Source organism: Actinomadura sp. KC216, assembly GCF_004348535.1.
GTDB lineage: Bacteria > Actinomycetota > Actinomycetes > Streptosporangiales > Streptosporangiaceae > Spirillospora.
Genome location: NZ_SMJX01000014.1, coordinates 16,893 through 41,048, shown reverse-complemented (window position 1 = coordinate 41,048; position 24,156 = coordinate 16,893). Strand labels below are relative to the sequence as shown.

The window sequence follows — 24,156 nt, the reverse complement described above, 5'->3', positions numbered from 1 at the left end:
CATCGCATGTACGTCCGACATCCCATCGACGTTTGAGGAGTGAGTCCGTGTTCGAGCCGTCCGCAAGGGCCAAAGAGTACGAGGAAAAGCTGCTCGCCTTCATGGACGAGCACGTCTTTCCGGCCGAGCCGGTCTACGAAGCCCAGATGGAGGATGCGGGCGACCCCCATTTCCATCCCCCGATCCTCGAAGAACTCAAGGCCGAGGCAAGGAAGCGCGGGTTGTGGAACCTGTTCCATCCACACACGGAGTGGGGGCCGGGCCTCACCAACCTCGAGTACGCGCCGCTGGCCGAGATCATGGGCCGCAGCCCGTTCATCGCGCCAGAGGCCTGCAACTGCAATGCCCCCGACACCGGCAACATGGAGGTGCTGACGCTCTTCGGCACTGATGAGCACAAGGAGCGATGGCTCAAGCCGTTGCTCGCCGGTGAGATCGCCTCGGCGTTCGCGATGACCGAGCCGGCGGTCGCCAGCTCCGACGCCACCAATATCCAGCTCCGGATGCGGCGCGACGGCGACGAGTACGTCCTCAACGGCCGCAAATGGTGGACCTCCAACGCCCTGCACAAGAATTGCAAGGTGCTCATCGTGATGGGCAAGACCGATCCCGATGCCCCGAAACATCGCCAGCAGAGCATGATGGTCGTCCCGATCGAGACGCCCGGGGTCACCGTCGTGCGGAACCTTCCGGTTTTCGGTTACAGCGACCGCGAAGGCCACGGCGAGGTTCTGTTCGACGACGTCCGGGTGCCGCGCACGGCCCTGCTCGCCGGAGAGGGCGACGGTTTCATGATCAGCCAGGCGCGGCTCGGCCCCGGGCGCATCCACCACTGCATGCGGATCGTGGGGATGGCCACGCGGGCCCTGGATCTGATGATCGACCGCGCCCGGGCGCGCACGACGTTCGGCCGGCCGATCGCCGACCGCGGCAACGTCCAGGACTGGATCGCCGAATCCCGGATCGAGATCGAGATGGTCCGGCTGCTCACGCTCAGGACGGCGTACCTCATGGACACCGTCGGCAACCGGAAGGCGCGGACGGAGATCGCCGCGATCAAGGTGGCGGCACCCGTGGCGGCGCTCAAGGTCGTCGACCGCGCCATCCAGGTCCACGGCGGTGCGGGCGTCTCCGACGACTTTCCGCTCGCCCGCATGTACGCCCTCCTGCGCACCCTGCGTCTCGCCGACGGGCCGGACGAGGTGCACAAACGCACGATCGCATCGATGGAGCTGCGCCGACGGCAAGCCGCGACGGGGTAGGAGCCGATGAGTCCTGACAGGCTTCATGACCCTGACAGCCTTCATGACAAGGTCGCCATCGTCACGGGCGCCTCGCGCGGCATCGGCCTCGCCGCGGCGGCGGCGCTGCACCGGCGGGGCGCCCGGGTGGTTCTCACCTCCCGTAGCGAGGAGGCGGCCATGGAAGCGGCGGCGACCTTGGGGGAGGGGGCGATCGGATGGGCCGCTCACGCCACCGACCAGGATGCGGCGTGTTCCTGCGTCGAGTTCGCGATCCACCGTTACGGGCGGCTCGACGTCCTGGTGAACAACGCCGGCACCAACCCGGCGTACGGGCCGATCATCGACCAGGACCACGCGCGGTTCGCCAAGACCATGGACGTCAATCTCTGGGCACCGATCGTGTGGACGTCCATGGCGGTCAAGGCGTGGATGGGCGAGCACGGTGGCGCGGTGATCAACACCGCCTCGGTCGGCGGGTTCACGGTGGTGGAGAACCTCGGTGTCTACCACGTGTCCAAGGCCGCACTGATCCACCTCACCCGGCATCTCGCCCTCGAGCTCGGACCGAAGGTGCGCGTGAACGCGATCGCGCCGGGCGTGGTGCGCACCCGGCTCGCGGAGGCCCTGTGGAGGGAGCACGAGGAGCGGCTCGCGGCATCGACCCCGCTTCGCCGGATCGGCGAACCCGAGGACATCGGGGAGGTCGTGGCGTTCCTCGCAAGCGACGCCGCGCGCTGGATGACCGGGGAGACGATGGTGGTCGACGGCGGCCAGCTCCTCATCTAGGGCCAGCCAATTATCTAGGGGATTGCGTGACGAACCAGGACACAGACCGTGTCGCCGGCGTCGACCTCGACGCCGTCGCTCGCTGGCTGACCGACATCGGGACGGAGGTGAGCCCACCCCTGGCCTGCCACCGGATCGGCCTCGGGCAGTCCAACCTGACCTATCGGATCGAGGACGTCCAGGGCAGGCGATGGGTACTACGCCGGCCGCCCCTCGGGCGCCTCCTCGAGTCCGCGCACGACATCGGGCGCGAGCACCGTATCCTCAGGGCGCTGAACGGCACGGGCGTTCCGGTGCCGCGCGTTCTCGGCCTGCCCAGCGCCGACCAACTGGTCATGGAACATGTCGACGGACTCGTCATCGACCGGATGGAGGCGGCGGCCGCGCTGCCACATGAGGTGCGAGGACGTATCGGACCGTCCCTGGTCACCGCGCTCGCCGCTCTGCACGCGGTCGACATCGGCGAGGTCGGCCTGCTCGACCTCGCCGGCCATCGCCCCTACGCCGAGCGGCAGTTGCGTCGCTGGGAACGTCAGCTCGACGAGAGCCGGACCCGGGAACTGCCCGCCATGGACCGGATCGCGGCGCACCTGCGTGAGCGGATTCCGCAGCAACGCGAACTCGTGCTCGTGCACGGAGATCTGCACGTCCGCAACGCGATCTGCTCGCCGCGGACCGGTGAGGTACGGGCGGTGCTCGACTGGGAGCTGTCCACACTCGGTGATCCGCTGGCCGACCTGGGGACGCTGCTCGCCTACTGGTGGGAGCCGGGAGAGGCCCCGGAGGGCGTCTTCGCCGCCTCCGCCCAATCCGGTTTCGTCGGCCGTGACGCGCTTGTGAACACGTATGCGGAGGCGACCGGGCGCGATGTCGGCACACTGGGCTTCTGGCACGTGCTCGCCCTTTGGAAGATCGCCGTCATCGCCGAAGGCGTGCGCCGCCGGGCGCTGGACGATCCGCGCAACGCCGCGGACGGCGGCCCGCCCTCGCCGCGCGCGATCGACCAATTGATAGACCAGGCAGGTGACCTGATCCATTCCTACCGGCTCTAGGGCCGGCATTTCGGTGCCCGGCTCGCCATATGGCAACCGACAGAAACGATTGGACGGACATAATGACCACGACCGCCCGCCACGAGGCGTCGGGCGAAGAGGACATCCCCTCGCTGGTGGATCCCTCGGCTCTCCGTGAACCGCCCGTCACCCCTCGCGGAGCTCGCACCCGCGCCTCCCTCGTGGCCGCCGCCCGGACGGTGTTCGAGCGCGACGGATACCGGGATTCGCGTCTCATGGACATCACCGCCGAGGCGAACTGCTCGGCGGGCACCTTCTATACCTATTTCTCCGATAAGGAGGAGATCCTTCAGGCGGTGCTGCAGGCCGCTCAGGACGACATGCTGCATCCGGGCATGCCGCGGCTGGACCGCGAGGCCAGCTCACCCGTCGCGGTGATCGAGGCGAGCAACCGGGCCTACTTCGAGGCCTACAAACGCAACGCCAAGATGATGCTGATCCTCGACGAGGTGGCGGCGAGCGACCCGAACTTCCGCCAGGTACGCCAGCGCCGTGCGCGGGCGTTCGTCGAACGCAACGCCCGCGCGATCAGGAAGCTCCAGGCCGAGGGGCTCGCCGACCGTGACCTCGACCCGTTCATGGCGGCCCTGGGGCTTTCGGGCATGGTCGGCAGGATGGCCCACTTCGCATTGGCGCTGGGGGAGGACTGCTCGATCGACGACCTCGTCAGGGCCTCCACCCGGCTCTGGGCCAACGCTCTCAACCTCACCGAGTCCGCCGCCGGTCCGGAGCGATGACGCCACGACTCACCGCTCCGATCCGGCATTGAGCACCGCCAGTACGCTGCCCGCCTCGACCTGGGCGCCCTCACGGACCTTCAACTCCACCACGCCGCGGTGCGATGCGACGATCTGGTGTTCCATCTTCATCGCCTCAAGCACCAGTAGCGGCTGGCCGTCATGGACGTCTGCCCCGTCCTCCACCAGAACGCGGGCGACCAGACCCGGCATTGGGGAGCGCAGCGAGCCCGCCTCCTCTGCCTTCCGGGCGCCGGGGAACCGGGGGACGTCCCGCAGCGCGATCTGGCCCTCGGCAGTGTTGACGAACACCATTTCGCCACTGCCGGAGTGGACGTCGTAGCGTCGGCGCAGGCCGTCGATCTCCAGGTCGACCCTGTGGCCGTCGCATTGGTGCAGGACGATCCGGGGCAGCTCGGCACCATCGACGCGAAGGGTCTCCAGGTCGCCGGTTCGTCCGAGCGCGTACTCGACCGTCACTTCGCGTTCGCCGAGCACGAAGGCCGTGCGCTGCGGCAGCGCGCGGTTGTTGCGCCAGCCGCTGGGCAGCCCGGCGAACGCGCGGGCCGTCCGGCGACGTCCGGCCTGGCGAGCGAGCGCCGCCGCCGCGACCGCCGCGGCCGTCTCCTGGGCGCCCGGCAACGGCGCGGCCAGTGCCACCGGATCGTGGCGCTCCAGAAACGAGGTGTCGGCCGCGCCCGCGAGGAATTCCGGATGCCGTAGGACCCGCACCAAGAAGTCGCGATTGGTCACGGTGCCGTGCAGTTCCGCGCGCGTCAACGCGTCCGCGAGTTTGCGCGCGGCCTCGTCCCGGGTGCGACCGTGGGCGATTACCTTGGCCAGCATCGCGTCATAGTGCGGGCCGATCACCGATCCGCCGCCCACACCGCTGTCGACGCGGACGTCGCCGGGTATACGGAACCGGCTGATGGTGCCGGTCACCGGCAGGAAGCCGTTCGCGACGTCCTCGGCGTAAAGACGGGCCTCCATCGCGTGCCCGCGCAGGGGCGGCGCGAGCGCCTCGGGTGGCAGGGCGCGCCCCTCCGCCACCAAGATCTGCAGCTCGACCAGATCCAGGCCGGTGACCAGCTCGGTCACCGGATGCTCGACCTGCAGGCGGGTGTTGACCTCAAGGAAGAAGAACTCGCCTCCTTCGGTGAGCAGGAACTCCACGGTGCCCGCGCCGACGTAGCCCAGCGTCTTCCCGGCGGTCACGGCGGCGGCGCTCATGGCGCCGCGCGTCTCGTCGTCGACCGCCGGGGAGGGCGCCTCCTCAATGACCTTCTGATGGCGGCGCTGCACCGAGCAGTCGCGCTCGTGGAGCGCCGCGACGCGGCCGTGGCGGTCGCCCATGATCTGGATCTCGACGTGCCGCGCGCCGCCCGCGAACCGCTCGAGGAAGACCGTGTCGTCCCCGAAGGCGTTCGCGGCCTCCCGGCGGGCCGACTCGACGCCGGCGGCGAGCGCGGCGGCGTCCGGCACCAGCCGCATGCCCCTGCCGCCCCCACCGGCGGCGGCCTTGACGAGCAGCGGATAGCCGACCTCCGCGCCGAGCACTGCCAGGTCCGCGCGCCGTGCGCCGTCCAGCGTCCGGCCGGGCAGTACCGGTACCCCGGCGGCGTCCATGCGCTCGCGTGCCTCGGTCTTGGAGCCCATTGCCGCGATGACGGCGGGGGACGGCCCGACCCATGCGAGTCCCGCATCGAGTACCGCCTGCGCGAACGCGGAGTTCTCGGACAGGAATCCGTAACCGGGATGGACGGCGTCCGCGCCCGCCTGGAGCGCCGCGGCGACGATCGCGTCCGCGCGCAGGTACGACTCCGCCGCGCCGGTGCCGCCCAGCGCGATCGCCGCGTCCGCCTCGGCGACGAACGAGGCCTGCGCGTCCGGATCCGAGTAGACCGCCACAGTGGCGATGCCCAGGCGCCTACAGGTCGCGAACACGCGCCGTGCGATCTCACCGCGGTTGGCGACCAGCAGCCGGGTGATGGGCCGTTCGGTCATGGGGATCACAACCTGAAGACGCCGAAGCCGTCGGTGCCGCGAACGGGCGCGTTGTGCACCACGGAGAGCGCGAGTCCGAGGACGGTCCGGGTGTCGCGCGGGTCGATGATGCCGTCGTCGTAGCCCCGCGCCGTGTTGGCCAGCGCGGTCTGCTCGGCCTCGATCTGACCCACGACCGATGCGCGCATGCGGGCATCGGCCTCCTCATCGAAGACCTCACCACGCGCCCGCGCACCGGCGCGCGCGACGATGGACAACACTCCCGCCAACTGCTGCGGACCCATGACGGCCGACCTCGCGCTGGGCCACGAGAACAGGAAGCGCGGCGCGTACGCGCGGCCGGCCATGGCGTAGTGCGCGGCGCCGTAGGAGCCACCGAGGATCACGCCGATGTGCGGTACGGCCGAGTTCGATACCGCGTTGATCATGTGGGCGCCATGTTTGATGATTCCGCCTTGCTCGTAGTCGCGGCCGACCATGAAGCCGGTGGTGTTGTGCAAGAACAGCAGCGGTACGTGATTCCGGTTGGCGAGCTGGATGAACTGCGCCGCCTTCTGCGCCTCCTCCGAGAAGAGGACCCCTCGCACATTGGCCAGGACACCGACGGGGTGACCGTGTATCGCTCCCCACCCAGTGCTCAACGCTGCTCCATAAAGTGGCTTGAACTCGTCGTAACGCGAGCCGTCGAGAATCCGCGCCAGCATCTCGCGCGGATCGAACGGCACCCGCGGATCGGCAGGAACGATGCCGAGCAGATCCGCGGGGTCGTGCAACGGGGCCGCCGGGACCGGCAAGGGCGTCACGGTCGCACCGACCGTGAGGTTGGCGACGATCTCACGCCCGATCCGCAGCGCGTCCCGCTCGTCGGCGGCGAGATAGTCCGAGAGTCCCGACGTGCGCGAATGCATCGCCGCGCCGCCGAGTTCCTCATCGTCGGCGTCCTCGCCGGTCGCCATCTTCACCAGCGGTGGCCCGCCGAGGAAGACCTTCGCGCCACCGTCGACGAAGACCGTGTAGTCGCACATGCCGGGGATGTAGGCACCACCGGCGGTGGAGTTCCCGAAGACGAGTGCGATCGTCGGGACGCCGGCCGCCGACAGCCGGGTGAGGTTCCGGAACATCGCGCCGCCGGGGACGAACAACTCGGCCTGGGACGACAGATCGGCGCCCCCCGACTCCACCAGGTTGATCAGCGGTAGGCGATTCTCGTGCGCGATCTCCATGGCGCGCAGGAATTTGCGCATCGTGTAGGGGCTCATCGTTCCGCCGCGCGTTGTCGGATCGTTGGCGGACACGACACACGCGACACCCTCGACCACCCCGATTCCGCAGACGATGCCGCCTCCCAGCGGATGATCGGTGCCCCAGCCGATCAGCGGCATCAACTCGAGGAACGGGCTGTCGGGGTCGACGAGCAGTTCGATGCGCTCGCGCGCGAGAAGTTTCCCCCGTGCTCGGTGACGCTCGATGTAGCGCCGGCCGCCTCCGGAATTGAGCTGCTCCAGCAGCCCGGTCAGCTCGCCGAGGCGCTCCTCGGCGACCCTCCGGTTGGCGGCCGCCGCCGGGGCGGCGGGCTCGAAGGAGGAGTCAAGTACCGGCATGCCGGCCCTCCCCGCGACTCCCCAGGAAGGCCGCCACGCCCTGGGCGAACTCGGGCCGCCGCGCGTTGTCGGCGAACGCGCGTCGCTCGTCCTCCAATTGCCGGTCGAGCGCCGTGGCGGTCGCCTGCCGCAAGAGCCGCTTGGCCGTGGCGTGTGCGACGGGCGAACCCGTGGCGATCCGCCGGGCGAACGCCCGACCGTGCTGGTCGAGCTCGTCGTCCTCCACGACGGACGTGACCAGCCCGAGCTCCATGGCGTGCCGCGCGTCGACGCGCTCCGACGACAGGTAGAGCGCCAGCGCGCGCCGGTAACCGATGTCGCGCGGCAGGAACCAGCTCACTCCCGCGTCGGGGCTCGCGGCCAGCGGCTCGTATGCCAGCGTCACCACTGTGCTCCGTGCCATGATCACGACGTCGGCGGCGGCCATGAGACCGATTCCGCCGCCGGCCACCGCCCCGTGCACCGCCGCGATCGTGATCTTCGACGTCTCGTGCAGGAGCCGGATCGCGGGGTTGAGCACTTCGAAGAACTCGAGCAGGCGGTCGTGCAGCATCGTCCCGCAATCAGCGAAGAAGTCGATCGAGCCGCCGACACAGAACGCGGTGCCCTCCGCGCGCAGCAGGATCACGTGGGTGGCGGGGTCGGCCTCCGCGGCCGCCACCGCGGCGGCCAGCTCACGCGTCGAGTCCAGGTCGAGCGCGGCACGGCCCCCGGCGTGCCCGATCGTGACGGTCGCGACTCCGTCCACGATCTCCACGCGTGCGCTCATCTCGCGCTCCCCGCCGCGAGCCCGCCACGGTCGAGCAGGTCCCGCGGCACGATGATCGGAAGCTCGAGCAGCATGGACGCGTACGCCTTGCCCTGCGGGTCGTAGCGCAGGGACGTCGTGCCCCCGGCTCCGCCCAGCACGTCGGTCAGCAGGAAGTTCACCGCGTGCAGGCCGGGAAGTTCCCAGGCGGTCACGTCCCCGTCGAGGTGGTGGTCGAAGAACGCGCGGACGCGCTCGGCGGTCACCTGCTCGCGTATCAGGCGCAAATACTCCGGGCGACGGGCTATCACGCCGATATTGGCATCATTGCCCTTGTCGCCGCTGCGCGCGTGGGCGATACGACCCAGCGGCACGCGTTCGCCGGACTGATCGCCGTGCTCGCCGGAGGCGACCTTGAGCGGGGTGCTCGTGACCGGGACGCCGCCGTCCCCCGGCGCGACCGCGACCTCGTGCACCGCGTCGTCGAAGTGCACGGACACGGGCACCTGCTCCTTGCTGACGAGCACCGACGCGATCCCGAGTGCCGCCGCCGGTCGGGGACGGCCGGCGAACAGGCCCGTGATGCCGGGCGCCATCGCCAGCGCGGCGGGCGCCACCTCCCGGCCGAGCACGGTCAACGCATCCGCGTCCGGGTGCCGGGCGGCCACTTTGAGCACTACCTCACGGGCCGCGTCATCGCGACGGTCCGGCCCATAGGTGTCGCCCGCCCCGATGACCTCGACCGACGTCTCGGTGAAGGGGGCGTGCCCGGTCGCACCGGCCAGCCGTTCGGCGCGGGCGAGGATCGCGTGGCCCGCCCGCCGGGCCTTCGCGCCGGCGTCCGGACCACCGACCATCACGGTCCCGACCAGGCGGTGACCGGCATGGTAGGCCGCCGTCGCCTTGTAGGTGGTGGTGGGCGGCCGGCCGCGGGCGCCCGACAGGGTGACGCGGTCGGGGCCGCGTTGCTCGACTCGCACGGCGCGCCAGTCGCAGACCACGTCCGGGAGCACGTACGCGCCGGGATCGCCGATCTCGTAGACGATCTGCTCGGCCACGGAACCGACGCTCACCAGGCCGCCGGTTCCCGGCGCCTTCGTGATCGTGGCCGTCCCGTCCTCGCGGCACACGGCGATGGGCGCGCCCATGTCGTCCCAGCCCGGGACCGACTCCCAATCGGTGAACAGGCCACCGGTGCATTGGGCACCGCATTCCAGGACGTGCCCGACCAGACTGCCCGCGGACAGCCGGTCGTAGTCCTGGTCGTCCCAGCCGAACTCGTGCATGAGCGCACCGAGCGCAAGCGCGGAGTCAGCGCAGCGGCCGGTGACGACGACATCGGCCCCGCGATCGAGAGCGGCGCAGATCGGCCGTGCGCCGAGATATGCGTTCAACGTCATCGGTCGCCTCGGTGAACCCGCGGCGACGAGAGCTTCCCCGCACAGCTCGTCAGCGCGGTCAAGGAGATCGTCGCCCATGACGACCCCTATGCGCAGCTCGACGCCGGCTCTTGCGGCCGCCGCGCCCAGCGCGGCCGCACAGCCGCGCGGGTCCAGCCCGCCGCCGTTAGTGATCACGCGGAGTCCGCCGTCGCGGATCCGGCCGAGAAGCGGCGCCAGCGATTCCACGACGTCCGGAACGAAGCCGCGATCGGCGTCCCGCATGCGCCTGCGGGCGAGCAGCGCCATCGTCACCTCCGCGAGGTGGTCGGCGACGAGATAGTCGACCTCTCCGCGCTCGACGAGCTGCGGCGCGTACGCGGGACTGTCGCCCCACGCGCCGGACCAGCACCCGATACGGGTCTCCCTAGCCATGCCGGGCACGCTAATTAAATGTTTGTTTAACGTCAAGGGCTGGTGGCAGACTCATCCGCGATGAGTCCTACCGGCAAGCGGGCGCGGCCCGCCCTCCCACCTTGGCCCGCCTCCGGGGCGCCCCGGCAGGCGGCGGCCACCGCCGACCGGCTGCTGGAATCGGCTCATGCGCTCCTGTACGAGCGCGCCGGCAGCGATGTGCCGGTCGCCGAGATCTGCGCCCACGCAGCGGCCAACGTGGCCATGGTCAAGTACTGCTTCGGCAACAAGGACGGCCTCTTCGACGCGCTGCTCGAACGGATCGTCAGCGTCCTGGTCGCCGACGTCGAGCGACTCGACCGTCAGGACCTTCCTCCGGACGAGAAGCTGGCAAGACACCTTCGCGCTGTCGTGCGCAACTACGTCCGCTTCCCTTACCTGAACCGGCTGCTCAACCAACGCCTTCTTTCCGGGCATGATGAAGCGGTCGAGCGGCTGAGCCGGTCATTCGCGCTCCCGATGCGCCGCTGGTACGCGAGCGTGCTCGCCGAAGGGCAAGAGGCAGGGACGTTCCGCGAGGTGGATCCGACTTTCTTCTTTTTCTCAGTGCTCGGCGCCGCCGAGTACATGTTCTCGGCGCGACGCTGGATGGAGCGCGCCTTCGAAGAGCAGATCGACGAGGAGCTGCTCGAACGATTCACAGGTCATCTGACCCAACTCGTCCTAACCGGAATCCAACCGGGCACCTCTACGGCATCCGCGCCGTAGCGGTGCTCACGCCGCCGACGTCGCGCCGACCGGCGAGCACCCACTGCCCGACGGCCGGTGCACCGGGTTCGCAAATCGGCGAGCCCATCGGCCATGTGCTGTCAGGGCGTGTCGCCCCTCGGACACACCTGAGCTCGGGCGATCCGATCGTCCAGCTCGGTGAGCAGGCGCTGGGTCGGCTCCCGGCGACCATTGACGGCCGCCCGGAGCCCCGGACGGGCGGCGGGAACAGGCCGCACTCTTCCCAGTACCGCAAGGCGGGCGTGGCGACGCAAGTTCGGCCCGATAGCCGGCGACCTCGCGGTCCTGGAACGCTCCGCGACGGCCCGGGCGGCGCCGCAGCCGACCGGTCACGAGCGCGCCCGGAGCCGGATCGAGCAGCTCGTACGGGCGGACGCGCAGCTCGGCGGCGCCGGGGACGATTCCATGGCGTCGAGCACCGGGAGGAGGGTTTCGATGCCTATCGTCGATGAGAACAAACTCGTCATAATGCGACTTAATGTGCATTTGACGTCAAGCATGACGATGAGCATCAGCCAAGATCCGGTTCAGTTGGGACGACGTCCGCGTGAGGCCGCGACTCGTCCTCGGACCGTCGCGCCGTAGGCGTCACCGAGTGGGCTCATTTTCAGGTCGCGAACGCCTTTCATGCCTACCTCGCCGGTAAGCTGGAGAAAAATTGCCGGGAGTTCATTACCTGAATCGGGTCCACGGCTGCGGGCCGTACCGTTCAGCGACCGGCTTGGTGTAGTGAGCACATCCGGATGCGAGTGACTGAAAAGTATCGGTCATGGCGAGGTTGACATGCTCTGACGGGCATGGTCGTCTAACATCGAAGGTGTGCTTGTCCAGACGTGGCAACCCGGCTGGATATCGTCCGATATGGACCGCTTCCGTCCTATTTGGGATTTGGCTTCAGTATGTAGCTTTGCTAGGTGGGAGGCTGATGGCATGGACGTCGCCGTCCTCGAGCCATGTGAAGTCATTCGCTGCGGCTTGGCAACAATGCTGAGAAGAATTGCCGGGGTGGAAAGCCTCGAATGCCATGGGAGCCTCCGGGAACTGCTTGCTTCGCGAAAGGCGAATATCAGCGGACTGAACCCGGACGTCATCATCGTCACCTGCGCGCACGATGACGAAGTCGCCGATCTCGTCCGGAGCGGGTTCCCCGCCAGCCGTGTGCTGGAACTGGTGGTCGGCACCGAGCCTCAGGACCTCGCCATGTCCGCGCAGAGGTGCGCAGACGGCTACCTCATGCTGCGCGACATCACCGAGTCGACGCTGAACAACACGCTGGAGGCTCTGATGCGAGGGGAGCGCCCGATGCCTCCGCCGGTGGCGAACTACCTCCTCGAATACGCCCGATCGACCGGCAGGTTTCCGGCGCCGTCACACACCCAGCCCTACTTCAGTCCGCGCGAGCGCGAAGTCATCGCGCTCCTGCTCGAAGGGTTCAGCAACAGGCAGATCGCGCATCAGCTGGGGATATCCCTGCACAGCGTCAAGCGACACGTCTCGGCCGTGCTGCACAAGGCGAACTCACCGAGCCGTGCACACTTCGTCGCCCGGATGCTCCGTGCCGAATGAAGCTCCGGCCCGGATAGGGATACGGCTCGGGTCAACCGTTCCGGCCGGGCTCCTGAGAGGGGCCGGGGTTGACGCCGAGGACGCAGATCACAGGAGGGTCGAGATCGAGGGTCTCGCTTCTCACCTGGGTGAGACCGGCCTTGCGGAACAGGTCCGCCGTCTCGGCGGCGGCCCGCGCGGGATCCCTCGTGACACCGGGATGGCGCGGCTGCGAGGCGATGGCGATGCGCCCGCCGGGCGCGAGCCGCCGCCGCAGATCGTCGAGTCGACGGACCGGTTCCGTCCAGAACGCGAGCGTGTTGACGCCGAAGACGGTCTCGAAAGGACCGTCGAAGGCGGGCGGCAGCTGTTCGACCGAAGCCAGGGCGAGCGTGATCCGACCGGCCCGGATACCCGCGGCGTTGCGCCTGCTCGCCTGCCGGACCATCACGTCGGAGTGGTCGATCCCGTAGACGTGTCCCGATGGACCGATTCGGCGGTCCACCTCGGCGATGGCCAGACCGGGACCGAATCCGATCTCCAGAACCCGGTCGGCGGGCCGCACATCGAGGAGGGAGACGACCCATTCGTTGCGCCTTCGGTTGGAGGAGCGGTGCGCGAGCACCCAGCCGGCGACGCGCCCGGCTGCGCCCCGAGGGTTTCCGAACTGCCGGACGACGGCCGTGATTATGGTCTGCTTCACGGTCGCGCCCCGCCCGCCGCGACCGATGGAGTATTCGATTGACAACGGCAAGGTGTCGAAGGCGACATCTATTGCACATCCGTACACGTAGGACCGCTGAAAGGTTCAGGGCCATCCAAGTATTGATCAGGATCTAATTATCCGCCGACCATGACTCGAGGGCAAGGCGGGGCGGACCGATTTTACCCAAGAAAGCTCCTTCTTTGAGGCTTACTCTGAGGCTGAGGGCGTATACAGAACTTGACCCGTCCCGTCCGGCAAGTCACACTGAATAGTAGCTGGCTTCTGTCGGTGCTATCCGAACGTATCGGAGCTCAAAAATGACAGCGCACGCCCCAATCCCATCAAGTCGTGATCATGTCGTGATCGCCGGCGCGGGCATGGCGGGTCTGTTGGCGGCACGGGTATTGGCCGAGCATTACAAGCGGGTGACGATCCTGGATCGTGACCGCATGCCCGACAATCCAGGATTCCGGAGCGGTGTGCCGCAATCCCCGCACACTCACGTTCTCCTCGGCCGTGGCGCGGCTCTGCTCGAGGCGCTGTTCCCCAATATCCGGTCCGAGTTCCTCAAAGCCGGTGCCGTGCCTCTCGACTGGCCGGGCGACGCGCTATGGCTCACCGCGGCGGGATGGTCACGGCGCTTCCGCCCGGGCATTTCGCTCATCTCGCTCTCGCGGGACCTCATCGAATGGACCGTGCGGCAGCGAGTGCTGGACGACCCGCGAATCGAAATGCGCACCTCCACCGAAGCCACGGGCCTGCTCGCCGACCCGGACGGCACCAGGGTCACCGGCATACTCGTCCGGCAGCGCGGCCGGCCGGGATCCGATCACACCATCGGCGCGGATCTGATCGTCGACGCCACCGGGCGCCGATCGCAGTGCTGCCGGTGGCTGACGACGCTCGGCTATCCCGCTCCGGAGGAAACGTCCATCGCCTGCGACGTCGGCTACGCAAGCCGCTTCTATGCCCGGCCGCCGCAGGAGAGGGACTGGCGGCTCCTGCTCCTTCAGGCGCAGCCTCCCGACCACACCCGTAGCGGGATGATCGCCTGCGTGGAGGGCGATCGCTGGATCGTCAGCCTCGTCGGGCGCCTCGGCGACCGTCCGCCCACCGATGACGAGGGGTTCCTGCAGTTCGCCGCCACCTTGCGCAGCCCGCTCCTGCATCAGGCCCTGCGGGGCGCCGATCCCGTGTCGCCCGTGCGCGGGTTCGGGATCTCGCACAGCTACCGGCGCCGATTCGACCGGATGAGCGGCAGGCCCGCCGGCTTCGTCGTCATCGGCGACGCCGTCTGCACTCTCAACCCCGTGTACGCGCAGGGCATGACCGTGGCCGCGATCGGCGCGCTCGGTCTGGACGCGGAACTCCGGCGTTCGCCGTCCTCCGACCTCACCGGGCGGCTCCAAGCCCGGATCGTCCGCGCCAGCGCGGACGCCTGGGTTCTCGCCGGTGGTGAGGATCTGCGCTACCTCGCACTGCACAGCGGGGAACGGCCACCTCTGCGTAACCGGATCATGCGTCCCTATCTCGACCGTGTGGTGCGAACCGCGACGCACGATCGGCACGTCAACCGAGCCCTCCTGCGGGTGGTGAACATGGAACGCTCCCCCTACAGCCTGCTGAACCCCGGCGTCATGCTGCACGCCATGCAGCCGGGCAAGGCGGCACCGCCCGAGGCGCCGCCCCTGGCACAGTGACGTCCACGTTCGGGTGCCTAGCCGGTCGGCCTCGACGCCCGGTTCGGCTCCCCGGAGGCCGGGACCGACGCAGGCCCGGTCCGCTTCAACCGCAGGCAGGCCACCGCGGCGAGAACGAGCAGGGCCACGGGCACCGCGATCCCCACCCGCATCGCGGTGGTGAACGCATGGTCGAAGACCTCCTCCGCGGCGGACCTGACGGTGGCGAGCAGGTCGCGCGGCAGGCCGGCGGGAGGCTGGACGAGCCCGCCGGACCGCGGGTCGCCGACCTCCAGACCGCCCTCGGACACCCGGTCGAAGCTCCGCACGAACTCCGTGCGCACCGCCGGGGGCAGCTCCCCTGAGCGTCGCTCGGCCTCCTGGGGCAGCTCGGTGGCGAGCCGGTTCTGGAGCACCGCCCCGATCGCGGCCGCGCCGAACACCATGCCCAGCTGGCGGACCGTGCTGACGACTCCGGAGGCCGTGCCGGCCAGCGATTGCGGCACGTTCTTCATCGCCATCGCGTTCATGGTGGCGAACACGGCCCCCAGACCCGAGCCCGCGATGAGCAGTCCCGGCATCAGCGCCGACCAGTGCGAGTCGGGATGCGCCATCGCTGCCATCAGCGCGATGCCCGCCGCGACCAGCACCAGGCCGGTGAGCAGGATGAACTTTCCGCCGATGCGGTCGGTCAGCCGGCCGCTGACCGGTGCGATCATGAACTGCATGACCATGGGCGGGGCCAGGACCAGACCGGCGCCGAACGCGGAGAGCCCGAGCACCGCCTGCAGGTAGACGGTGACGGGCAGCAGAAAGGCCGCGACCGCGAACAGCACGGCGCCGGTCACGTACATCATCGTGCTGAAGTCCCGGACGGCGAACACCGCGAACGGCAACAGCGGCTGCCGGCCCTGGCGCCGCCGCTGATCGAACAGGAACACCGCGAACAGCGCCGCCCCGGTACCGATGATCAGCGGGATGGTGACGAACGACCAGACCCGGCCCCAGTCGTGCTTCTGCCCCTCGATCAGACCGTAGGTGACCAGCAACAGCGCCAGCGTGGACAGGACGACGCCGCGCACGTCCGGACGGCTGCGAGGGCGCTCGGCGACCTCGGGCACCAGCAGCAGCGCCATCGCGACGATCAGCGCGCCGAGGGGCAGGTTGATGAGGAAGATCCACCGCCACGAGTACAGGTCCACCAGGGCGCCGCCGACGAGCGGTCCCGCGATCGGCGCGACACCGCCGACCGCGCTCCAGATCCCGAACGCCATGCCCCGCCGTTCGGGCGGGAACGTCTCGGTGAGCAACGTCAGCGTCTGCGGCATCATGCACGCCGCGCCCAGGCCCTGGATCGCGCGCGCGGCGATCAGAACACCCGCGTTCGGGGCGGTCCCGCAGAGCAGGGAGGCGACCGTGAACACCGTCATCCCGGCGACGAGCATGGCGCGCGGCCCGAGCAGGTCGCCGAGCCGGCCGCACAGAAGGACCAGGACGGCGAACACCAGAACGTACGCGTTCAGGACCCAGAGAATCTCATCGAAGGTCGCGTCCAGCCCCTCCAGCATGTCGGGAATCGCGATATTCACGATCGACGTGTCGAGCAGGGTCATGAAGAAGGCGAGACACAACGTCGCCAGAACCGCTCGCGGATGCCCGCGCCAACGTCGCATCGGCGCCCGCATGGAGAATCCCTTCGGTCGTGGTGTCACCTGTCGAGAACGCTACGGGCAATCGTACGCAGGAGAATGTTCGATGTCCCCTCGTATATCTGACCGATCAAGGCGTCCCGGTAATACTTTTCCGCCGGATATGCGGTGCTGTACCCGTTTCCTCCAAAGGTCTGTACGGCCTGTGACGCGGCCCGCCCGGCCACCTGTGCGCCCAAGTATTTCGCCATTGCGGCCCGTGTCAACAGCTCGGGCGCGTAACGGTGGGCGTCGGCGAAACGTGCCGTGTCGTATACCAGCAGGCGCGCCGCCTCTATTTCCGTGGCGACCTGCGCGAGCGGGAGCTGCACGCCCTGGAATTCCGCGATGGCCTGCCCGAATTGTCGGCGTTTTCCGGCATATTCGACGGCCACGTCGAGGGCGCCGGTCGCCAGCCCCACCATCTGCGCGCCGATGCCGATTCGTCCGAGGTTGAGCGTATCGATCGCGATGTCGTAGCCGTCCCCTTCCTCGCCGAGCATCGCGTCCCGCGGAACACGCGCGCCGTCGAGGCGCAGCTCGCAGGTGGAACTGGCCCGGATCCCGAGCTTGTCCTGGCTCGGTCCGATCGACAGCCCGTCCGTGTCGCGCGGCACCAAGAAGGCCGTGATGCCGTGCGGGCCCTGCTCGGGTGCGGCATTGGCGAAGACGATGAAGACACCGGCTTCCCGCGCGTTGGTGGTCCAGACCTTCTGACCGGTCAGCACATAACCCTTTCCGTCCCGGCGGGCCCGCGTCCGGAGAGCGAACGCATCGCTGCCCGCCTCCGGTTCTGACAGGGCGTACGCGCCGACGAGCCCGCGCGACAGCAGCGGCAGATACCGCTCCTGCTGGGCGGGGCCGCCCCAACGGAGCAGCGCGTTGTTCACCAGCGCGTTCTGCACGTCAACGCAGACCGCGACCGATGGATCGACCCGGGCGAGCTCGGCGATGACCAGGGCGCTCATGAGGTGCGAGCCGCCTCGGCCGCCATGGTGCGCCGGGATCTGGACGCCCATCACGCCGAGGCCGAACAATTCGTCGATCAGCTCCTGCGGCATGCGGGCTTCGCGATCCATCGAGGCCACCCTCGGCCGGAGCTCTTCGTCCGCCCACCGCTGGACGACGGCACGCAGCGACTCCTCTTCTGCATTCAGCATGCACCCGTTCCGGCGAATCGTGTCGGAGGCCGTTTCCATACCTTTCCCTCATCTGAAGGCGGAAAGCCCGAGGGCGGCCCGCGCCACCACGAGCTTGTGTATCTCGGTCGTTCCCTCTGCGATCGTCAGCGCCCGCGCATCCCGGAAATGGCGTTCGAGCGGGTAGTCGGGTGACAGGCCGTTCGCGCCATGTATCTGGATCGCCTCCGACGTCACGCGCACCGCCATCTCGGTCGCGAACGCCTTCGCCATCGACGACTCCCGATCACAACGCCGGCCCTCCTGGGCGGCGGCCAAGGCGCGATGGACGAGCAGCCGTGCGGCGTCGATCTCGGTGGCCATTGTCGCGATCTTGTCCTGGATGAGCTGGAACTCGCCGATCGGCCGTCCGAACTGGTGGCGTCGCCGGGCGTAGTCCACCGCGGCCTCGAAAGCCGCCCGCGCGATTCCCACTGAGACGAGCGCCATCCGGCAGCGCGACCATTGCAACCCCTTGAAAATGAGCTGCAGGTTCTGCACCGTCCCCGCCGGCCCCAGGCAGTTCTCACGCGGGACGCGGCAGTTCTCGAAAATCATCTCGGAAGTCACGAACGCCTTGAGTCCGAGCTTGGGCAGGTCTCTGGTCCGGTAGGGCGAGCGTTCGCGCTCGATGATGACCGGCGCGATCCGCCGATGCCCGTTCTCGGCGCCGACGAGGCAGAGCACCACCGCGTAGTCGGCGATGTCGCCGTTCGAGATCCAGCGTTTGCAGCCGTTGATGACGTACTCGTCGCCCTGCGGGACCGCCCGGGTCTCCATCGCCGCGTTGTTCGATCCGTGGTTCGGTTCGGTGGAGGCCACGCAACCGACCCGCTCGCCGGCCAGCAGCCGCGGCACCGCCCGCGCGCGGAGCTCCGGAGGGCCGGCGGCCGCGATGTAGCGGGCGCACGCCTTCGTGATCAGCAGGCAGCCCTCCAGCGAGGGGAAGACGCGTGCGAGCTCCTCGCTCGCCAGGGCGTCGGCCGTCACGTCGGGGGAGTCCGAGTCGGCCGGATAGCCGTGCGCGCGCAGCGTCCGCACGATGTCCGGCAGCATGTCGCGCGGCAGGTGGTCGTCGCCGTATCGGTCGCCGAGCGGCTTGATGTCCCGTGCCAGCCCTTCGCGCAGGGAGGCCTGCCGTTCATCGTTCGTCGCGGTGAACCCCATCAGCACGGACCGTCCAGGAGACGTTCGAGCTCGGCGGTCAGGACGCGCGCGAACGAGGCCTGCGACGAGTGGAGGAAGAAATGCCCACCGGCCAGGAGGATGACCGAGAAGTCCCCGGCGGTCTGCTCTGCCCACGCCGCCAGCTCGCTCCGCGGCAGGCTCGGGTCGTCCCTGCCGCCGAAGGCCACCAGCGGGCAGTCCAGCGGCGGCCCCGGCTCATAGACGTAGGTCTCGACGGCGGTCAGGTCCGCACGCACGACGGGGAGCATCACGTCGACGAGATCCTCGTGCTCCAGCGGCGCGTTGCGCGAACTGTCGAGGCGTACGAGCTGCTCGACCAGCTCGGCCTTGGGCAGATCATGGATCTGCGGGCCCGTCGACGGCCTGTGCGGGGCACCGGACGCGGCGACGAACAGGGCGGCCGGCCCGGGGCGACGGTCCCGGGCCAGCTCGCGCGCGACCTCGAAGGCGAGCAGCGCCCCCAGGCTGTACCCGAGCAGCACGAACGGTGGCCGGACCTGCTCGATCAGGACGTCCGTGACCTCTTCGACGAGCGGCCGCAGGCATGTGCGCGGCTTCTCGCGGAGGCGGCGGCCGTGTCCGGGCAGCTCGACGGCGCACAGCTCCACGTCGCCGGGAAGCTCCGCCGCCAGCCCCTTGAAGGCCGCCGCCCGGCCGCCGGAGTAGGGCAGGCATATGAGACGCAGGCCCGCGTCCGGGTTCGGACGCGGGCGCTGCATCCGCCGTTCCCGCGGCTCCATCGGATGCCTACGGCCTCGGCGCGGCGGCCTGCTCGGAGGTGACCCCGAACTGTTCCCGGAACCGGGTGACCGCCCCCTCGCTGAGGAAGATGCCGTCGCACTGCGGGGCGCCGCCGTCGAACCCGAGACCGCGGAGGGTCTCGAGATGCTTCACGCACCTGTCCGGGTCGGCCGGGCCCACCGTGGGCTCGATTCCCTCCACTCGCTCGACGAGCAGCGAGGAAAGCACGGAGCTGGTGATGTCCACCGGGCTCGAGGCGTCGGGGGTGCTGCGGATGAACTCGTCGATGCCCTCCGCGCCGAACATCTGGGTCATCGCCGGCGGCCAGTACAGCACCTTGCCCATCGGCGTCTTGGCGCGCACCACGTCGCCCTGGGCGAACAGCACGTCGGCCCGCTCCTCCGCCCTGGCGAGCGCGGCGTCACGGTCGTAGCACGGCGGGATCGAGTCGTCGACCAGGATGGCCCCCGGCCGGAGGCGCGCCACATCGACGATGTCGGGCGCGTTGGTGTCCGCGCTGATCAGCGTCGCCTCGTAGAACTCGTCCGGCAGCTCGGCCGTGGCGCCGATGACCCGGATCTCGCCCCGGTAGCCGAACGTGTCGCGCACCTCCTCTGCGACCTGCTCGACCGAGCCGCGCTGCGCGTACGGGTCGCAGAGCATGAGCTCGCGGGGGTGCGGCAGGTGCCGCAGCATCAGTTCCAGGGACGCCCGGCCCACGGACCCGACCCCGAGGCTGCACAGGACCTCGTCCTCTATACGGCGGCCGCCGTGGCGCAGCATGGCCTCCACGACCAGAAGCACCGAGGCCGCGGTGGTGTCGTGGCCGCTTGTGACCCGGGGCAGGTCGGTGCGCTGCTCCAGGGCGTTCGCGACGGCCTGGCCGTACTCGGTCGCCGACACCAGCAGGCCGCTGAGCGAGGCGCTGCCCGCCCCGAGCCGGCCCGCCATCTCGATTCCCTCCAGAATGGTGCCGACCAGGCCCTCCCGGTCCAGGTAGAGCTCCGCCGTGTCGAGGCGCGGGATCATGACCGCGGCGATCCGGCCCAGCTGGGTGGTGATGACGCCGACCAGCATGGGCAGCCCGCCCAGGTTGTCGATGGCGGCCTTGCTCTCGGTGGGGTCGAGGCCCGCCCGCTCGAACAGGCCCGCGGGCAGGGCCAGGATGGCCGCCCCTTCCACCGGCTCGGCCCGGCCGGACGCGAAGAGCGTCAGCAGGTCCCGCCGCTCGATGGAGACGCCGCCGTGGCCCTGCTCCCCGTTGGCCGAACCGGCGAGCGCTTCGGCGCTCGCTCCCTGGCCGTCGGTCGGCGCGCCGAGGGCGGCCGACAGCTCGGCGATGGTCGGGTGCGCGAACAGGTAGCGCACCCCGATCTGCTTCCCGACCAGCTCCGAGATCTTCGAGACGAGGTTCACGGCCTGCAGCGAGTCGTCGCTCAGGTCGAAGAAGCTGTCGTAGATGCTCAGCTCGGCGGCCCCCAGGACGTCGGTCCAGAGCCCGGCCAGCTGCCTTTCCAGCGGCGTGCGCGGCGCCACCGGACCACGGCCGGCGGCGGGCGCGGCGGGCAGGTCGCGGGCGGCCAGGGCCGCCCTGTCGACCTTGCCGTTCGCCGTGAGCGGCATCTCGTCGAGCAGGACCACGTTCTTGGGGACCATGTACTCGGGCAGCTTGTCGCGGACGAAGGTCCGCAGCTCGCTCGTCCCGGGCCGCGCGTCGTTCGCCGCGACGACGTACGCCACGAGCCGCTTGCCTCCGCCTTCCTCGTCCGCCGCTATGGCGATCGCGTCTCCGACCGCCTGGTGCTCCCGCAGCGTCTTCTCGATCTCGCCCAGTTCGATTCGGTACCCGCCGACCTTCACTTGGAAGTCCTCTCTTCCCAGTAGCTCGATGGCGCCGTCAGGTAGACGGCGTCCGATGTCACCCGTCCGGTACAGCCGTTCGCCGGTCCCGGGATGGACTATGAACGCGGCGCGCGTCGCTTCCTCGTCGCGCCAGTAACCTTCGGCCAGGCCCACGCCGCCGATGTACAGGTCGCCCGGCACCCAGTCCGGTCGCATGTCCAGCTCGTGGTCCAGTACGTGGACCTGCTGGTTGGCCATCGGCTTGCCGTACGGGATGCTCGGCCGGTCCGGATCCACGTCCTCGATCGGGTGCAGGATCGACCAGATCGACGCCTCGGTGGCGCCGCCGAGGCTGATCATGCGCACCCCCGGCGCAAGGCGCCGGAGCCGGCCGGGAAGCCCGACCGGGATCCAGTCGCCGCTCAGCAGGGCCAGCCGGAGCGAGCCCGGAACGGCCGTCCCGACGCCTTCGGCGTATTCGACCAGCATCTGCATGAAGCCCGGCACGGAGTTCCACACCGTGACGCGGTCCCGCCGCATCAGCTCCAGCCAGTGCTGCGGGTCGAGCAGGCCGGACACGTCCGGCAGCACGAGCGTTCCTCCCGCCGCGAGCGTCCCGAAGACGTCGTGGACGGACAGGTCGAAGCTCAGCGCGGACAGGCCCAGAACCCTGTCACCGTGCTCGATCCCGAACCGCCGGTTGACGTCGGCGACCGTGTTGAGCGCGGCGCGGTGGGAGATCATCACCCCCTTCGGCCGGCCTGTCGAGCCGGAGGTGTAGATCACGTACGCCAGGTCGCCTTCGCCCTGGACCGGTTCGAGGGGCTCCTCGCTGACGTCGTCGAGAGGCTGGGTGTCGACGCACAGCCGCCGTACGCCCGCGGGCCAGTCGAACCGCTCGTCGACGGCCCGCTGGGTGAGCACGATCCCGGCCTCGGCGTTCTCCAGGATGTGGTGCAGCCGTTCCTGCGGCAGCGTCGCGTCCAGCGGCAGATAGGCGGCTCCCGCCTTGAGCACGCCGAGCACGGCCACGACCTGCTCCCAGCCCTTCTCCATCACCACACCGACGAGGGAGTTGGGCACGGCGCCCTGTTCGCGCAGCCGGCGGCCGAGGCGGGTGGAGCGCCGGTCGAGGTCGCCGTACGTGAGCCTCCCGGCCGTCGACATGACCGCCGGCTGCTCCGGCCTGCGTGCCGCCTGGGCCATGAACGGGGCGTGCAGGAGCCCGCCGGGCAGCGCCGCCGCCGTCGCGTTCACCTCGCGCTGCCGCGCACGCTGGGCCTCCGGCACGATGTGCCGCCGGCTGCGTTCCTCCCAGCCGCCCGGCTCCTCGGCGAGCCGGCGCACATGTCGCGCGAAGGCGTCCAGCATGTCCCGGGCGAGTCCGGGCGGGAACACCGGCTCCAGGATGTCCCAGGTGAATTCGAGCGCACCGTTCCGCTCGGCGCTGCGCGCCTCCAGGTACACCTGCGGCGTCTGGCTGACGGTGTAGCCGGGCGTGCCCAGCGCCGAGACGTCGACGCTGCTCATTTCGACGCTGTTGAACACCACATAGGTGTTGCGGCGCGGCGTCCCCCCGTGCGCCTTCGCCAGCTCGCGCATCACCTGGACGCCGCTGACGTACCGGCAGTGCTCCAGGTCCTCCACCAGCTGGCGTTGCAGGCGCCGGGCGCGCTCGAGGAACGTGGAGTCCGGCAGCGCACGAACCGCGAGGTGATTCGGCAGGGCGAAGCTGCCGACGATCTGGTTCACCTGGTCGTGGACCGGCAACCTGTCCCAGAACGGCGCGTTGAGGCTGAACTCGGGGGTCTTGCTCCAGGCCGCGATGACGTCGGAGAAGGCGGTCAGGAGCACGGCGCCGACCATCAGGCCCTCCTCTTTCGCGCGCTCCTTCATCCGCGCCCAGGGCTCGGGCTCGAGCAGCCGGGCGCTCAGCGCCACCGACGGCATGCTCTCGGTGGAACGCGGGATCTCGATCGGGAGCTCGGGCGGAGGAGGAAGCGTCGGCAGCCGCCGCCGCCAGTAGTCGAGGGCGCGGTCGTGGACGGGCGTGCCCTTCAGTTCCGCCTTGGCAACGATGTAGTCGCGATTGGACAGCTCAAGGGGCGGCAGCTCCTCCCCGGCGTAGAGCCGTGCGAGATCCTTGAAGAGGATCTGCAGGCTCAGCGAGTCGGCGACCATGAGGCTCGAGGCGAGGTGGAACCGCCTGCGGTCGTCGTCGAGCCGGACCGCGCGCAGCCGGAACAGCGGCCACCTGTCCGGCCTGAACGTCTCCTGCGGCATCGTCCGGCGGAGCTCGTCCAGCTTCGCCGTGACCTCGGCGGCCGGTCGGCCCCGCAGGTCGAGTTCCTCGATCCGGTATTCCGGCACGTCGGGCAGGATCTGGTTGTGACCGTCCGGAAGCACGATGCACCGCAGCATGTGGTGCCGCTCGAGCATGCGCTTCCACGCCCAGGTGAACCGGTCCCAGTCGAGGGCGACCGTGTCGAATTCGACGTAGCCGTTGCCCGAGAGATTGCCGATCTCGAACGCGTCGCGCTGCCCGGCGAACAGGGCCTGCTGCATGTCCGAGAGCGGGAAGGGAAGGTGCAGCCGGTCCGGCGCCGGCTCGATCTTGCCGATGGCCGTCGGCGGGGTGGCGGAGCGCTCGCGCAGCGCCGCGATGAGCGCCTGTTTCTGGTCCTGCATCGCGGTGCGCAGACTGGCCGTCAGGGCGTTCTTCGGGGCGCGGCAGTGCAGCTCGTCGCCGTCGACCCACAGGTCCACTCCACGTCGTGACAGGTCCGCGAGCAGGTCGTTCACACGGTCCATGAC

The 24,156-nt window shown here is 69.5% G+C and carries 17 protein-coding genes; 7 read left to right on the top strand and 10 right to left on the bottom strand.

The features are described 5' to 3' along the window. Positions 1–47: 47 nt before the first annotated feature. From E1264_RS04525 to E1264_RS04510, 4 genes are all read left to right on the top strand, one after another. On the top strand, positions 48–1,262 hold the full coding sequence (locus E1264_RS04525) for an acyl-CoA dehydrogenase family protein (RefSeq protein ID WP_132169881.1): 1,215 nt from the start codon (positions 48–50) through the stop codon (positions 1,260–1,262). A gap of 6 nt (positions 1,263–1,268) precedes the next feature. Then, positions 1,269–2,030: an SDR family oxidoreductase gene (locus E1264_RS04520; protein ID WP_132169849.1), complete on the top strand. Its 762-nt coding sequence runs from the start codon at positions 1,269–1,271 to the stop codon at positions 2,028–2,030. Between the two features lie 26 nt (positions 2,031–2,056). Continuing rightward, the gene (locus tag E1264_RS04515) at positions 2,057–3,082 is read left to right on the top strand and encodes a phosphotransferase family protein (RefSeq protein WP_132169847.1); all 1,026 of its coding nucleotides are present in this window, start codon (positions 2,057–2,059) and stop codon (positions 3,080–3,082) included. 62 nt (positions 3,083–3,144) lie between these two features. Further along, a complete protein-coding gene (locus E1264_RS04510) occupies positions 3,145–3,840 on the top strand; it encodes a TetR/AcrR family transcriptional regulator (RefSeq protein ID WP_132169845.1) in 696 nt (231 codons plus the stop codon). Positions 3,841–3,849: 9 nt separating this feature from the next. On the opposite strand, the gene E1264_RS04505 is transcribed toward E1264_RS04510, so the two are convergent. Genes E1264_RS04505 through E1264_RS04490 form a run of 4 tightly spaced genes read right to left on the bottom strand, consistent with a single transcriptional unit; the run spans position 3,850 to position 10,007 of the window. Beyond that, positions 3,850–5,844: a biotin carboxylase N-terminal domain-containing protein gene (locus E1264_RS04505; RefSeq protein ID WP_132169843.1), complete on the bottom strand. Its 1,995-nt coding sequence runs from the start codon at positions 5,842–5,844 to the stop codon at positions 3,850–3,852. Between the two features lie 5 nt (positions 5,845–5,849). Further along, a complete protein-coding gene (locus tag E1264_RS04500) occupies positions 5,850–7,445 on the bottom strand; it encodes a carboxyl transferase domain-containing protein (protein WP_132169841.1) in 1,596 nt (531 codons plus the stop codon). Next, positions 7,432–8,214 carry an enoyl-CoA hydratase-related protein gene (locus E1264_RS04495; RefSeq protein ID WP_132169839.1) on the bottom strand — a complete coding sequence of 261 codons (783 nt, stop codon included), beginning with the start codon at positions 8,212–8,214 and terminating at the stop codon, positions 7,432–7,434. Before E1264_RS04495 ends, E1264_RS04500 begins: the two co-directional genes overlap by 14 nt. After that, on the bottom strand, positions 8,211–10,007 hold the full coding sequence (locus E1264_RS04490) for an acyclic terpene utilization AtuA family protein (protein ID WP_132169837.1): 1,797 nt from the start codon (positions 10,005–10,007) through the stop codon (positions 8,211–8,213). Before E1264_RS04490 ends, E1264_RS04495 begins: the two co-directional genes overlap by 4 nt. Before the next feature lie 42 nt (positions 10,008–10,049). Between E1264_RS04490 and E1264_RS04485 the strand changes: the two genes are divergently transcribed. Further along, entirely contained in the window at positions 10,050–10,754 is a 705-nt protein-coding gene (locus E1264_RS04485; RefSeq protein ID WP_132169835.1) for a TetR family transcriptional regulator, read from the top strand. 951 nt (positions 10,755–11,705) lie between these two features. Then, the gene (locus tag E1264_RS04480) at positions 11,706–12,341 is read left to right on the top strand and encodes a response regulator transcription factor (protein WP_165963993.1); all 636 of its coding nucleotides are present in this window, start codon (positions 11,706–11,708) and stop codon (positions 12,339–12,341) included. A 31-nt stretch (positions 12,342–12,372) separates the two neighbouring features. Here E1264_RS04480 and E1264_RS04475 read toward each other — a convergent pair whose 3' ends face one another. After that, on the bottom strand, positions 12,373–13,023 hold the full coding sequence (locus tag E1264_RS04475) for a methyltransferase domain-containing protein (protein WP_132169831.1): 651 nt from the start codon (positions 13,021–13,023) through the stop codon (positions 12,373–12,375). A 362-nt stretch (positions 13,024–13,385) separates the two neighbouring features. On the opposite strand from E1264_RS04475, the gene E1264_RS04470 reads away from it, so the two are divergent. Next, on the top strand, positions 13,386–14,726 hold the full coding sequence (locus tag E1264_RS04470) for an FAD-dependent monooxygenase (protein WP_132169829.1): 1,341 nt from the start codon (positions 13,386–13,388) through the stop codon (positions 14,724–14,726). A 17-nt stretch (positions 14,727–14,743) separates the two neighbouring features. Here E1264_RS04470 and E1264_RS04465 read toward each other — a convergent pair whose 3' ends face one another. Genes E1264_RS04465 through E1264_RS04445 form a run of 5 tightly spaced genes read right to left on the bottom strand, consistent with a single transcriptional unit; the run spans position 14,744 to position 24,153 of the window. Beyond that, positions 14,744–16,378, bottom strand: a complete 1,635-nt coding sequence (locus tag E1264_RS04465) for an MFS transporter (RefSeq protein WP_279489758.1) — start codon at positions 16,376–16,378, stop codon at positions 14,744–14,746. A 35-nt stretch (positions 16,379–16,413) separates the two neighbouring features. Continuing rightward, complete coding sequence (locus E1264_RS04460) at positions 16,414–17,592, bottom strand: acyl-CoA dehydrogenase family protein (protein WP_132169825.1); 1,179 nt, start codon at positions 17,590–17,592, stop codon at positions 16,414–16,416. A gap of 9 nt (positions 17,593–17,601) precedes the next feature. Next, positions 17,602–18,738, bottom strand: coding sequence for an acyl-CoA dehydrogenase family protein (locus E1264_RS04455; protein ID WP_132169823.1), 1,137 nt, complete (start codon positions 18,736–18,738; stop codon positions 17,602–17,604). Beyond that, positions 18,738–19,478 carry an alpha/beta fold hydrolase gene (locus tag E1264_RS04450; protein WP_165963991.1) on the bottom strand — a complete coding sequence of 247 codons (741 nt, stop codon included), beginning with the start codon at positions 19,476–19,478 and terminating at the stop codon, positions 18,738–18,740. Before E1264_RS04450 ends, E1264_RS04455 begins: the two co-directional genes overlap by 1 nt. Positions 19,479–19,506: 28 nt before the next feature. Further along, the gene (locus tag E1264_RS04445; protein WP_132169819.1) at positions 19,507–24,153 is read right to left on the bottom strand and encodes a non-ribosomal peptide synthetase; all 4,647 of its coding nucleotides are present in this window, start codon (positions 24,151–24,153) and stop codon (positions 19,507–19,509) included. Positions 24,154–24,156: the final 3 nt, after the last annotated feature.

What these genes read in the sequence shown, in the direction of transcription:
- E1264_RS04490 (WP_132169837.1), bottom strand. Translation starts at nt 10,007, where the DNA reads ATGGCTAGGGAGACCCGTATCGGGTGCTGGTCCGGCGCGTGGGGCGAC.
- E1264_RS04520 (WP_132169849.1), top strand. Translation starts at nt 1,269, where the DNA reads ATGAGTCCTGACAGGCTTCATGACCCTGACAGCCTTCATGACAAGGTC.
- E1264_RS04460 (WP_132169825.1), bottom strand. Translation starts at nt 17,592, where the DNA reads ATGGAAACGGCCTCCGACACGATTCGCCGGAACGGGTGCATGCTGAAT.
- E1264_RS04465 (WP_279489758.1), bottom strand. Translation starts at nt 16,378, where the DNA reads ATGCGACGTTGGCGCGGGCATCCGCGAGCGGTTCTGGCGACGTTGTGT.
- E1264_RS04500 (WP_132169841.1), bottom strand. Translation starts at nt 7,445, where the DNA reads ATGCCGGTACTTGACTCCTCCTTCGAGCCCGCCGCCCCGGCGGCGGCC.
- E1264_RS04450 (WP_165963991.1), bottom strand. Translation starts at nt 19,478, where the DNA reads ATGCAGCGCCCGCGTCCGAACCCGGACGCGGGCCTGCGTCTCATATGC.
- E1264_RS04455 (WP_132169823.1), bottom strand. Translation starts at nt 18,738, where the DNA reads ATGGGGTTCACCGCGACGAACGATGAACGGCAGGCCTCCCTGCGCGAA.
- E1264_RS04505 (WP_132169843.1), bottom strand. Translation starts at nt 5,844, where the DNA reads ATGACCGAACGGCCCATCACCCGGCTGCTGGTCGCCAACCGCGGTGAG.
- E1264_RS04480 (WP_165963993.1), top strand. Translation starts at nt 11,706, where the DNA reads ATGGACGTCGCCGTCCTCGAGCCATGTGAAGTCATTCGCTGCGGCTTG.
- E1264_RS04495 (WP_132169839.1), bottom strand. Translation starts at nt 8,214, where the DNA reads ATGAGCGCACGCGTGGAGATCGTGGACGGAGTCGCGACCGTCACGATC.
- E1264_RS04445 (WP_132169819.1), bottom strand. Translation starts at nt 24,153, where the DNA reads ATGGACCGTGTGAACGACCTGCTCGCGGACCTGTCACGACGTGGAGTG.
- E1264_RS04510 (WP_132169845.1), top strand. Translation starts at nt 3,145, where the DNA reads ATGACCACGACCGCCCGCCACGAGGCGTCGGGCGAAGAGGACATCCCC.